This window comes from Streptomyces sp. NPDC047043 (assembly GCF_040644055.1).
GTDB lineage: Bacteria > Actinomycetota > Actinomycetes > Streptomycetales > Streptomycetaceae > Streptomyces.
Window position 1 is genome coordinate 61136 of sequence record NZ_JBEYVO010000007.1, and the last position, 12720, is coordinate 73855.

Below are 12720 nucleotides of genomic sequence, written 5' to 3' on the forward strand. Positions count from 1 at the left end.
AGAGTTATCTCGACATCGAGATATCTGCCGAGGAGCACCGCAGCCGCCACGGCAGTAAGGCTTACCTAACTTAGCCTTACCTTAGCGGATCGGCCAAGTTGCCGTGGCGGCAGGATCGTGGTGAGTACGCGCACATCAATGAAGGAGACTGTCGTGTCGGCGAACAGCTTCGACGCCCGCAGCACGCTGCAGGTGGGCGACGAGTCGTACGAGATCTTCCGGCTGGACAAGGTGGAAGGCTCGGCTCGCCTTCCGTACAGCCTCAAGGTTCTGCTCGAGAACCTGCTCCGTACCGAGGACGGCGCGAACATCACCGCCGACCACATCCGTGCCCTCGGCGGCTGGGACTCGCAGGCCCAGCCCTCCCAGGAGATCCAGTTCACGCCCGCCCGCGTGATCATGCAGGACTTCACCGGCGTCCCCTGTGTCGTCGACCTCGCCACCATGCGGGAGGCCGTCAAGGAGCTCGGCGGCGACCCGGCGAAGATCAACCCGCTGGCCCCGGCCGAGCTGGTCATCGACCACTCCGTCATCGCCGACAAGTTCGGCACGAACGACGCCTTCAAGCAGAACGTCGAGCTGGAGTACGGCCGCAACAAGGAGCGCTACCAGTTCCTGCGCTGGGGCCAGACCGCCTTCGACGAGTTCAAGGTCGTCCCGCCCGGCACCGGCATCGTCCACCAGGTCAACATCGAGCACCTGGCCCGTACGGTCATGGTGCGCAACGGCCAGGCCTACCCCGACACCCTCGTCGGCACCGACTCGCACACCACCATGGTCAACGGCCTCGGTGTGCTGGGCTGGGGCGTCGGCGGCATCGAGGCCGAGGCCGCGATGCTCGGCCAGCCGGTCTCGATGCTCATCCCGCGCGTCGTCGGCTTCAAGCTGACCGGTGAGCTCACCCCGGGCACCACCGCCACCGACCTCGTGCTCACGATCACCGAGATGCTCCGCAAGCACGGCGTCGTCGGCAAGTTCGTCGAGTTCTACGGCGAGGGCGTCGCCGCCACCTCCCTCGCGAACCGCGCCACCATCGGCAACATGTCGCCGGAGTTCGGCTCCACCGCCGCGATCTTCCCGATCGACGACGAGACCCTCAACTACCTGCGCCTGACCGGCCGTTCGAACCAGCAGGTCGCGCTCGTCGAGGCGTACGCCAAGGAGCAGGGCCTCTGGCTGGACCCGAAGGCCGAGCCGGACTTCTCCGAGAAGCTCGAGCTGGACCTCTCGACGGTCGTCCCGTCGATCGCCGGCCCGAAGCGCCCGCAGGACCGCATCGTGCTCGCGAACGCCGCCGAGCAGTTCAAGTCGGACGTACGCAACTACGTCGACGTCGTGGACGAGGCGGGCCAGGAGTCCTTCCCGGCCTCCGACGCCCCGGCCGTCGCCCCGAACGGCGCCCCGTCCAACCCGGTCACCGTGACCGCCCCCGACGGCTCGACGTACGAGATCGACCACGGTGCGGTGACGGTCGCGGCCATCACCTCCTGCACCAACACCTCGAACCCGTACGTCATGGTCGCCGCCGCACTGGTGGCCAAGAAGGCGGTCGAGAAGGGCCTGACCCGCAAGCCGTGGGTCAAGACCACCCTCGCCCCGGGCTCCAAGGTCGTCACCGACTACTTCGACAAGGCGGGCCTGACCCCGTACCTCGACAAGGTCGGCTTCAACCTCGTCGGCTACGGCTGCACCACCTGCATCGGCAACTCCGGCCCGCTGCCGGAGGAGGTCTCCAAGGCCGTCAACGACCACGACCTCGCGGTCACCTCGGTCCTCTCCGGCAACCGGAACTTCGAGGGCCGTATCAACCCCGACGTCAAGATGAACTACCTGGCCTCCCCGCCGCTGGTCGTCGCGTACGCCATCGCGGGTTCCATGAAGGTGGACATCACCCGTGACGCCCTGGGCACCGACCAGGACGGCAACGCGGTCTTCCTGAAGGACATCTGGCCCTCCGAGGCCGAGGTCAACGACGTCGTGGCCAACGCCATCGGCGAGGACATGTTCAACAAGTCCTACCAGGACGTCTTCGCGGGCGACGCCCAGTGGCAGGCGCTGCCGATCCCGACCGGCAACACCTTCGAGTGGGACGCCGAGTCGACCTACGTCCGCAAGCCCCCGTACTTCGAGGGCATGGAGCACGAGCCCGCCCCGGTCTCCGACATCACCGGCGCGCGCGTGCTCGCCAAGCTGGGCGACTCGGTCACCACTGACCACATCTCCCCGGCCGGTGCGATCAAGGCCGACACCCCGGCCGGCAAGTACCTCACGGAGCACGGCGTCGAGCGCCGCGACTTCAACAGCTACGGCTCCCGCCGCGGCAACCACGAGGTCATGATCCGCGGTACGTTCGCCAACATCCGCCTGCGCAACCAGATCGCGCCGGGCACCGAGGGCGGCTACACCCGCGACTTCACCCAGGCCGACGCGCCGGTGTCGTTCATCTACGACGCCTCGCGCAACTACATCGAGCAGGGCATCCCGCTGGTCGTGCTGGCCGGCAAGGAGTACGGCTCCGGTTCGTCCCGCGACTGGGCCGCCAAGGGCACCGCGCTGCTGGGCGTCAAGGCGGTCATCGCCGAGTCGTACGAGCGCATCCACCGCTCGAACCTCATCGGCATGGGCGTCCTCCCGCTGCAGTTCCCGGAGGGTGCCACCGCCGAGTCCCTCGGCCTGACCGGCGAGGAGACCTTCTCCTTCGCGGGCGTCGAGGAGCTCAACAACGGCACCACGCCGCGCACGGTCAAGGTCACCACCGACACGGGCGTCGAGTTCGACGCGGTCGTCCGCATCGACACCCCCGGTGAGGCCGACTACTACCGCAACGGCGGCATCATGCAGTACGTGCTGCGCAGCCTGATCCGCAAGTAAGCGGTCAAGTAGGCAGTACAGCAAGGTAGTTGAGGGCCGCGTCCCCGGTTCGCCGGGGGCGCGGCCCTCGCCCGTATCCGTCCTGCCCGTTCGGGAGAAATCCCAGGTCATCACCCACCCTCAGGTGGAACACAGGATTCCCTCAGCGGACCGGGACAGTATCGAGACATGTCTGGCACCTCCGTGTCCCGAACCGGCTCCGTCCGTGTGCTCATCGTCGACGACGAGCCCGCGCTCACCGACGTGCTCTCCGTCGCCGTCGCCGAGGCGGGCTGGCGGCCCTACCCGGCCGCCGACGGGCGCAGCGCGCTGCGGATCGCCCGCGGCTGCGCCCCGCACGCCGTCGTGCTCGACGGGATGCTGCCGGACCTGGACGGCATCCAGGTACTGCGCCGCCTGCGCCACGAGAACCCGAAGCTCCCGGTACTGATGCTCACGGCCCGCGACGCCCTCGAGCACCGCATCGACGGCCTCGAGAACGGAGCCGACGACTACGTCACCAAGCCCTTCTCGCTGGAGGAGGTCGTGGTGCGCCTGCGCGGACTGCTGCGCCGGGCCGCCACCGACCGGAACCGCACCGACGACTCCGTACGGGTTCTCGGGGACCTGGTCCTGACGGAGGAGACCCGCGAGGTGCACCGCGCAGGTCAGCACATCCAGCTCACCGCCAAGGAATTCGACCTGCTCGGCCTTCTCCTGAACCACCCGCGCCAGGTGCTGAGCAAGTCCCAGATCCTGGACCACGTGTGGAGCAGTTCCTTCGACGGCGGCGGCAACCTGGTCGAGGTCTACATCTCGAACCTGCGCCGGAAGATCGACAAGGGCCGGGCACCGATGATCCACACCGTCCGCGGCATGGGCTACACCATCAGGCCGACGGAGGACGGCAGATGACCGCCCGCCTGCGCGGCCGCTCCCTGCGCACCCGCCTGCTGCTGTTCATCACGGCCACCCTCTTCGTCGTATGCGGGGCGATGGCGCTCGTCACCGCGGCCGTCCAACGCGCCTATCTCATGGGCGACCTGGACGACCGCGTCACCAACGCCGCCCAGCGCAGCCTGGGCGGAGCCGGGCTCCATCCGGACGACGAGGCCAACCTGTCCTTCCTCACCGAGAACGGCCATCCCGCCGGACTGCTCGCCGCCCGGTTCGACGACGACGGCACGATCGTCTCGGCGGCCGTCGTCAGCCAGGACGCCCCGCCGCAGAACCTGACCACCGCCCAGCGCGCCGCACTGCGGGGCATCGCGACCGACGGCTCAGAGCACACGGTCACCGTCCCCGCTCTGGGCACCTACCGGATCACCGCGCTCGACTCGGACGGCATCCGCGTCCTGACCGGTCTCCCGATGGGCAACGTGCAGAACATGATCGGCGGACTGGTCATGGTGGAGGCGGGCGTGGCAGCGGCCGGACTGACGGCCGCGGGTGTGGTCTGCGCGGTGGTCATACGACGTCAACTGCGCCCTCTGGGCCGGGTCGCCGCCACCGCGGTCGAGGTCTCCAGGGCCCCGCTGGACCGCGGGGAGGTCACCGGCCTCACCCGTGTCCCGGCCCGCGACACCGACCCCGGCACCGAGGCCGGCCAGGTCGGCGCCGCCCTCAACCGGATGATCGACCACGTCGAGTCCTCCCTCGCCGAACGCCAGCGCGGCGAGGAGCAGGTGCGCCGCAGCGAGGAACGCATGCGCCGCTTCCTGGCCGACGCCAGCCACGAACTCCGCACCCCGCTCGCCTCGATCGCGGGCTACGCGGAACTGATGAACCGCGGCACGGACCGCATCGAGCCGGTCCTCGCCTGGCGACGCGTCTCGGCGGAGTCGGCCCGCATGACGGGCCTGGTCGAGGACCTGCTGCTGTTGGCCCGCCTGGACGAGGGCCGCCCGCTGGAGTCGGGCGAGGTGGACCTCGCGGCGGTGGTCGCGGAGGCGGTGTGGGACGCGCGAGCGGCAGGCACCGGCCACGAATGGCAACTCCAACTCTCCCTCGACGCCCCCTCGTTGGTCCTCGGCGACGAGTCCCGCCTCCACCAGGTCGTGGCCAACCTGCTGGCCAACGCCCGCATGCACACACCGGTGGGCACGACGGTGGTGGCGGAGGTGGCGGCGACGGGGGAGCGGTGCGTGGTCAGGGTGCGGGACGACGGGCCCGGTATTCCGCCGGAACTGCTCCCGAGGGTCTTCGAGCGGTTCACCCGCGCGGACACGTCTCGGGCCAGGACGCCCGGCAAGGAAGGCGGATCGGGGCTGGGACTGGCGATCGCGGCGGCGATCGTGGGGGCGCACGGGGGACGTATCGAGGTGGAAAGCGTCCCGGGGCGCACGGAGTTCACCGTCGAACTGCCGTCCGCCGTACCGATCCCCGAGCTCGAGCCCGCTGTGGAGCCGGTGGGTCACACGAAACCGGCGTCGGTATAGCGGAGCGACAAGGCTGCGGCGGGCGACCGGTGTGACGCGATTCCTCATGCGCGCCTCACCCCGCCCCCCTACCCTGACGCGGTGACGACCGTCGACCCCCTCCAGCCCGCCCTGCACGACCCCGGCGACCCGCCCCTGCGCCCGCTGCCCGACCAAGTGGCCCGACTCCTCCGGGACTTGGACGCCCCGCCCCGTCTGGCGGCCCACCTCAGGGCGGTCCACGACGTAGCGCACCAACTGGTGGACTGGATGGCGCGGGAGCATCCGTCGGTCCAACTCGACCGAGAGGCCGTGCTGTTCGGAGCGGCCACGCACGACATCGGCAAGACGGCACACCCGGCCGAACTGTCCGGCCCCGGTTCTGCGCACGAGGCCGCCGGGCGCGAGCTGCTGCTGGCCCATGGCATCGCCCCGGAGCTGGCCCGGTTCGCGGCGTCGCACGCGACCTGGACCCGGCCGGGCATCGGCCTCGAAGATCTGCTGGTGAGCGTCGCCGACAAGATCTGGAAGGGCAAGCGGGTCCAGGAGTTGGAGGACCTGTTCGTCGCACGTCTCGCGGAAGCGAGCGGACGGACGGCCTGGGAGGAGTTCCTGTCCTTCGACGACCTGCTCACGGCCATCGGCCAGGACGCCGACGGGCGACTGGCCTTCCAGGCGGCCTACCCGGTGGAGCGAGTGCGCTGAGACGGCGGGATCAGAAGCCGAGGAGCGCGTCGAGATCGATCTCGACGGGGAACGGCAGCGCGGTGACGAGCTTGTCGTTGTGCACCGGGTGGGACGGCGCGGGGAAGTACGAGAGGGTGTCCGCGTTGAGCCAGTACTCGTGCACCGCGAGCTTCTGGTCCCGGTCCAGTTCCACGCGCCAGTAGTAAGGGACCTTGTTCGCGGAGAAGAGCGCGGGCTTGCGTACGCGGTCGTCCTGGCGGGAGCCGGGGGAGACGACCTCCACGACGAGGGAGACCTTCCCCACCGGAACACACTCGATCTCGAAAAAGTTCAGCTCTCGGGGGTCAAAGACGATCACGTCGGGCTTGGGCGTGTTCTGGTCATCGACCATTACGCATTGCTCGGCCACAATCTTGTACGGTTCGCTGCGCGCCGCCTTCAGAGCGGCCACAATCTCGTCCCGCACTTGGCTGTGCCAGAACCTGGTCTGTTCTCGAACCACGATCCGTCCATCCACGAGTTCCCAGTCGAAGGGCAGCTCCAAGTCCTTGACCTGGTCGAAGGTCCAGCCGTCGGCCGGCGTGAACATCCAGGTGTCCTCGGTGGCCCGTCCCTGCTGGGATGTGGTCATCACTGCTCCCATGGACGTCAGGGTGGACGTCGATACGCGGCATGATCGTACGTACGAAGGTACAGCCGGCCGAAGCGGTGATGCCACGGCGCACGGTTGACGCGCGTCGCGCCCCCCGCCGCGCCAAACGGCAATCGCGACCCGTTTACAACCGACTCAACCGGCGCTACTTTCCCCACACACGGGGTGGGAGCGCTCCCACTCGGCGACGGACCGGAACCCGCCGCCCTCGGACCGCCCTCACCCCGCCTCACCTCCGCATACCCGCCCGTGCACCTGCACAGCCGTACCCGAAGGAAATTTGCCTGTCATGATCCTGACAACAAGGGACCGATTAACGGACTCCACCCGCACCCGAGCCCTCCTCCTCATCCTGGTCTCCCTCCTCGCCACCCTCCCGGCCCTCGCCCTCGTCGTCACGGCCGGCGGCAAGGCGGAAGCGCACGGCACCCCCATGAAACCCGGCAGCCGCACCTTCCTGTGCTGGGAGGACGGCCTCACCGACACCGGCGAGATCAAGCCCGTCAACCCGGCCTGCAAGGCGGCCCAACAGGTCAGCGGCACCACGCCGTTCTACAACTGGTTCTCCGTGCTGCGCTCGGACGGTGCCGGCCGCACCCGCGGCTTCGTGCCCGACGGCGAGCTCTGCAGCGGCGGCAACCCGAACTTCACGGGCTTCAACCTCCCGCGCAGCGACTGGCCGTTGACCCACCTCACCTCGGGCGCGACCGTCGACTTCTCCTACAACGCCTGGGCGGCGCACCCGGGTTGGTTCTACGTCTACGTCACCAAGGACGGCTTCGACCCGACCAGGACGCTCACCTGGGACGACATGGAGGACACCCCGTTCCTCACGGTCGACCACCCGCCGCTCAACGGCTCCCCGGGCACGGTCGAGGCCAACTACTCCTGGACCGGCAAGCTTCCCGCGAACAAGTCGGGCCGCCACATCATCTACATGGTCTGGCAGCGCTCGGACAGCGCGGAGACCTTCTACTCCTGCTCCGACGTCGTGTTCGACGGCGGAAACGGTGAGGTGACGGGCATCCACGATCCCGGCAACCCCACCGACCCCGTGCCCGGCACCTGCACCGCCACCCGCAGGACCACCAACAGCTGGAGCGGCGGCTACCAGTCCGAGGTCACCGTCACCAACTCCGGTGACGTCCCGATGCTCGGCTGGATGGTCAACTGGACGCTGCCCGGCGGCCAGAAGGTCGAGAGCCTGTGGAGCGGCGACGCGACCTACAACGGCCAGGACGTGATGGTCCACAACGCCGACTGGAACGGTTCGCTGAGTCCGGGCCAGAGCGCGACCTTCGGCTACGTCGTCTCGGGCGACGGCGGCGATCCGGCGACGACCCTTCCCTGCCGGGTCGGCTGAACCACCGCGGCAGAACGGCTGAACCTCCGCTCGGGGCGGACCCGGTGGCGATGTCTTGCTCCACCGGGTCCGCGAGCCGGGCCAGGCCGGGGGAGTACCTGTCCGGGTGGTGCTGGCTTGTGGCGACCTCGCGATGCGGCGACAACGTTGTCTAATGGTCTGCACATGACTCTATCGCCTCAACCGACAACGCTGTCAAACCAGTTGGCCCACTTTGCTGCACCGTGCGGGTGTCCCTGCCGCGCGCCCCCGCCCCCGTACGCACTCTTCCGTGGTACGCGTGGCGCACGCTACTGTCCCTGCGGCTTGTGCGACCTGTGGTGCGCGACCCGTCCGAAGGAGGAGGGGCCGCGTCATGCGTTTCCGTCCTACGTCATTGCTGCTGGCCGCGGTTCTCGCGGTCGGCGGTGCCACCCCCGCCCTGGCGGCCACCGCCGCTCCACCGGATCTCGTCCGGGACCCGACCTCGTACGTCGACCCGCTCATCGGCACCAAGAACGGCGGCAACGTCTTCCCGGGCGCCGTCACCCCGTTCGGCATGCTCTCCTGGAGCCCGGAGAACACCAGAGGCGACGCCACCCGCACCGCCGCGCCCGGCGGTTACCAGTACGACACCACCCGCATCCGCGGCTTCGGCCTGACCCACATGTCGGGCACGGGCTGCGCGGGCGGCAGCGGCGACATCCCGTTCTTCCCGTACGCCGGTGAGGTCACGTCGTCGCCGGCGAGCGACACCAAGGACGCCGTCTACGCCTCCGACTTCAGCCACGCCGACGAGACCGCCGAGCCCGGTCACTACAAGGTCGGCCTGGCGTCGGGGGTCACGGCCGACCTCACCGCGACCGCCCGCACCGGGTCGGCCCGCTTCACGTACCCCGCCGACAAACCCGCCTCCCTCCTCGTCCGCACCGCCAACTCCGAGGTGGGTTCCACCGATTCGTCGGTCACCATCGACCCGGCGACCCGTACCGTCTCCGGCTCCGTCACCTCCGGGAACTTCTGCGGCTACCTCGACCCGGAAGGCCAACGCGCCTACTACACCCTCTACTTCACCGCCCGCTTCGACCGCGCCTTCAAGGCCACCGGCACCTGGCAGGACGACAAGCTCAGCCCGGGCTCGACCTCGGCGGGCGGCGGCACCGGCGGCTTCTCCAGCGGTGGACGCCCCGTCGCCGGCAAGGGCGCCGGCGGCTACGTCGAGTTCGAGCCCGGCGACGGCCCCGTCGACGCCAAGGTCGGCATCTCGTACGTCAGTCAGGCGGGCGCCGAGGCCAACCTCGCCGCCGAGAACCCGCCGTACCGCTCCTTCGGCTCGGTGCAGGACGCCGCCCACCGCGCCTGGCGCGATCAGCTGGACGCCATCCGCGTCGGCGGCGGTACCGACGACGAGCGCACCACCTTCTACACCGCGCTCTACCACGCGCTCCTGCACCCGAACGTCATCAGCGACGCCGACCGCAGATATCGGGGGAGCGACGGCAAGGTCCACACCGTCGGCAGCGGCCACCAGGCCCAGTACGGCACCTTCTCCGGCTGGGACGTCTACCGGAACCAGGTGCAGCTGCTGACCCTCCTCGACCCGCGCACCGGTTCCGACATCGCGCAGTCCCTGTACGAACTCGCCCGGCAGAACGGCGGCGTGTGGGACCGCTGGCTGCACGGCGCGGGCGGCACCCACATCATGAACGGCGATCCCTCGCCCACCGCCCTGGCCGGCATCCGCGCCTTCGGCGGCACGGACTTCGACCTGCGCGGCGCCCTCAAGTCACTGGTCCGGGCGGCCACCGTGCCGACGGAGCAGGACCTGTCGTCGGCCGGGAAGCCGGTGCTGTCCGTCGGTCAACGCCCCTCGCTCGACAAGTACTTGAAGCTGCACTACATGCCGTCCGTCTCCAACGCCTGGGGCGGCGCCGCCGAGACCCTCGAGATGTCCGGCGCCGACTTCTCCCTCTCCCAACTCGCCACCGCGGCAGGGGAGAAGGACACCGCGGCCACCTTCGCCAAGCGCTCCCAGTGGTGGCAGAACAACTTCAACATCGCCGCCGACCCGACCGGCGGATACATCGCCAACCGCAAGGCCGACGGCAGCTGGGTCACCGGCTTCACCCCGGCCACCGGCAACGGGTTCGTCGAGGGTACGGCCGCCCAGTACACCTGGATGGTCCAGCACAACCCGGCCGGCCTGTTCGCCGCGATGGGCGGCCGTGACGCCTCCGTGAAGCGCCTCGACACCTTCTTCCACGACGCCGACGGCGGTTGGGCCTTCACCGGCAGCGGCGGCGACAAGTCCGAGCTGGACAACGAGCCGTCGATCAACGTGCCCTACCTGTACGACTACGCGGGCGCGCCCTACAAGTCGCAGGAGACCGTCCGCGCCGCGATGAAGCAGCTCTGGTCGACACAGCCCGGCGGTATCCCCGGCAACGACGACCTCGGCGCGATGTCCTCCTGGTACGTCTTCTCCTCCCTCGGCATGTACCCGCAGGTCCCGTCCCGCGCCGAACTCGCCCTCGCCTCCCCGCTCTTCCCGCGCATCGAGATCGACCGGCCCCACGGCAACGACATCTCCATCCGCGCGGAGGGCGCCGCCGCGGACGCCCCGTACATCAACTCACTCAAGGTCAACGGCCGTACCAGCGACCGGCCTTGGCTGCCCGCCTCCCTCGTACGGGACGGCGGCAGGCTCGACTACACGCTCTCCGGTACGCCCGACAAGACCTGGGGCAGCGACCCCTCGGACGCCCCGCCGTCCTTCCGTGAGGGCGAGCAGCCGTACCAGATCGGTGTCGGTCCGACCACGGCGACCATCGAGCCGGGCGGGAGTGCGAAGGTGGGCATCCGTGCGCTGTCGATGAGCGGGGGTGTCGGGCCCGAGGTGCGGTTCAAGGTCGACGTACCGGACGGAATCACGGCAACTCCCGGCGAAGGAACGGTCGTTGACGGCTCCCAGGAGATCACCCTCGGCTCCGCCAAGGACATGAAACAGGGCTTCTACGACGCCAAGGTCACGGTGACCTCCGGCGACACCTCCTACGAGCAGCCCGTCGCCCTCACCGTCGCCGCTCCCGGCACTCTCCTCGCCGCCTACAACAACACCGGCATCTCGGACGACGAGGGCGACCACGACGAGGCCGACTACGACGGCGGCGGCTGGAGCTACTCCCGCCAGGCGCTCTCGGCGGCCGGTCTCACGCCGGGCGGTCAGGGCACCGTCGACGGGCTCGCCTTCACCTGGCCGAACTCGCCGGACGCCCGCCCGGACAACGTCTCGGCGGACGGCCAGACCGTGGAACTCGCCGGCCCGGCGGCCAAGTTGTCCTTCATCGGCAGTGCGGTCAACGGCAACCAGCAGACCAAGGCCACCGTCACCTACACCGACGGCAGCACCGACACCGTCGACCTCTCCTTCACCGACTGGACCGTAGGCGGAGGCGGCGGCACCGTCCAGTACGGCAACGAGGTCGTCGCCAAGACCGCGTACCGGAATGTCGCGGGTGCGGACAAGGACCCGGTGGCGACGTACGTCTTCGCCACCAAGCCCTTCGAGGCACCGGCGGGCAAGACGATCGCGAGCGTGAAGCTGCCGCAGAACACGGATCTGCACGTGTTCACCCTCGCGACGAGCTGACCTCCAACACCGCTGCCAGCCAAGCGAGTTGGCGGCGAACATGCACTGCTTCGCCGCCCTCGTGGCCGTTGTACGGGTAGGCGTGGATCTCCTTGCGGGGGTCCGCGCCGGCCAGCTCCGCGTACCGGTTGAACGCGGCGTACGCCCCGCTCGGCGGGCACACGGTGTCGCGCAGGCCGACCCCGAAGTGGGCCGGGGCGTGCGCGCGGCGGGCGAACGAGATGCCCTCCATGTAGGAGAGGGTGCGGTACGCGGCCGTTTCCGCGCCCCGGTGGACGGCGAGGTAGGCCGCGATCTCGCCGTACGGGCTCGCGTCGGTGAGGTCGAGGGCCCGCCGGATGCCGCACAGGAAAGGCGCGGTGACCAGGGCCGCCGTCAGGTCCGGCAGCAACCCCGCGACGGCCAGGGCGAGTCCGCCGCCCTGGCTGTTGCCGACGACCGCCGTCCGGGTCGCGTCCACACCCGGCAGGGCGCGCACCGCCGCCACCGCACGGACCGCGTCCGTGATCAGCCGGCGGTAGTGGTAGCGCTCCGGGGCGAGCAGGCCGCGCGCCGCCGGGCCCGGGCCGCCCGGCGTCGACCCCGACTGCGGATCGGGTGTGTCGCCGCCGCAGCCGTACTGGTCGCCCTGGCCGCGGTTGTCCATGAGCAGATGCGCATACCCGGCGTTCACCCAGGTCAGCCGCTCGTGCGGAAGGCCCCGGCCGCGCCCGTAACCCGCGAACTCGACGACGGCGGGCAGGAGTTCGCGGGACCTCGCCGGACGACTGAACCAGGCGCGCACGGGATCCCCGGCGAAGCCTCGGAACGTCACGTCCAAGGTCTCCGTCAGCCGTAGCCCGGTCTCCACCACCCGCACCGACACCAACGGGTCCCGCTGGGCCGCGTCCTTGAGGGTGCCCTGCCAGAACTCGTCGAAGTCCGGGGGCTCTTCGGGCTCCGGACGATGGCGCTCCAGCTCGGGCAGTGGCAGGTCGAACGCGGGCACGGCGGCACCTCGCAGGAGTCGGTCCGGTGATGGAAACTTGCGGAACCGCAGAAGCGAATTCCCGTGTTCTACCCCGTACTCAGAGGGTTCCAACACCGCGCATCCGCCTCTGACATCTCCTGCGTGACCCATTGA

Annotated in this window: 8 protein-coding genes; 6 read left to right on the forward strand and 2 right to left on the reverse strand. The window is 69.7% G+C overall.

Annotated features, from left to right (window positions below):
- Positions 1 to 153 precede the first annotated feature (153 nt).
- From acnA to ABZ880_RS12610, 4 genes are all read left to right on the forward strand, one after another.
- Positions 154 to 2871 (forward strand): aconitate hydratase AcnA, encoded by a 2718-nt coding sequence (gene acnA, locus ABZ880_RS12595; RefSeq protein ID WP_361260648.1) that lies wholly within the window; start codon positions 154 to 156, stop codon positions 2869 to 2871.
- 168 nt (positions 2872 to 3039) lie between these two features.
- On the forward strand, positions 3040 to 3765 hold the full coding sequence (locus tag ABZ880_RS12600) for a response regulator transcription factor (RefSeq protein ID WP_361260650.1): 726 nt from the start codon (positions 3040 to 3042) through the stop codon (positions 3763 to 3765).
- On the forward strand, positions 3762 to 5288 hold the full coding sequence (locus ABZ880_RS12605) for an ATP-binding protein (protein ID WP_361260652.1): 1527 nt from the start codon (positions 3762 to 3764) through the stop codon (positions 5286 to 5288). Before ABZ880_RS12600 ends, ABZ880_RS12605 begins: the two co-directional genes overlap by 4 nt.
- A gap of 81 nt (positions 5289 to 5369) precedes the next feature.
- Positions 5370 to 5972: an HD domain-containing protein gene (locus ABZ880_RS12610; protein ID WP_361260654.1), complete on the forward strand. Its 603-nt coding sequence runs from the start codon at positions 5370 to 5372 to the stop codon at positions 5970 to 5972.
- 10 nt (positions 5973 to 5982) lie between these two features.
- Here ABZ880_RS12610 and ABZ880_RS12615 read toward each other — a convergent pair whose 3' ends face one another.
- On the reverse strand, positions 5983 to 6585 hold the full coding sequence (locus tag ABZ880_RS12615) for a Uma2 family endonuclease (protein WP_361260656.1): 603 nt from the start codon (positions 6583 to 6585) through the stop codon (positions 5983 to 5985).
- 310 nt (positions 6586 to 6895) lie between these two features.
- Here ABZ880_RS12615 and ABZ880_RS12620 point away from each other — a divergent pair, with 310 nt between their 5' ends.
- Together ABZ880_RS12620 and ABZ880_RS12625 are read left to right on the forward strand one after the other, a co-directional pair.
- The gene (locus ABZ880_RS12620) at positions 6896 to 7969 is read left to right on the forward strand and encodes a lytic polysaccharide monooxygenase (RefSeq protein ID WP_361260658.1); all 1074 of its coding nucleotides are present in this window, start codon (positions 6896 to 6898) and stop codon (positions 7967 to 7969) included.
- 355 nt (positions 7970 to 8324) lie between these two features.
- Positions 8325 to 11597: a GH92 family glycosyl hydrolase gene (locus ABZ880_RS12625; RefSeq protein ID WP_361260660.1), complete on the forward strand. Its 3273-nt coding sequence runs from the start codon at positions 8325 to 8327 to the stop codon at positions 11595 to 11597.
- Here ABZ880_RS12625 and ABZ880_RS12630 read toward each other — a convergent pair.
- Entirely contained in the window at positions 11578 to 12585 is a 1008-nt protein-coding gene (locus ABZ880_RS12630) for an acetylxylan esterase (protein ID WP_361260662.1), read from the reverse strand. The genes ABZ880_RS12625 and ABZ880_RS12630 overlap by 20 nt on opposite strands.
- Between the last annotated feature and the right edge of the window lie 135 nt (positions 12586 to 12720).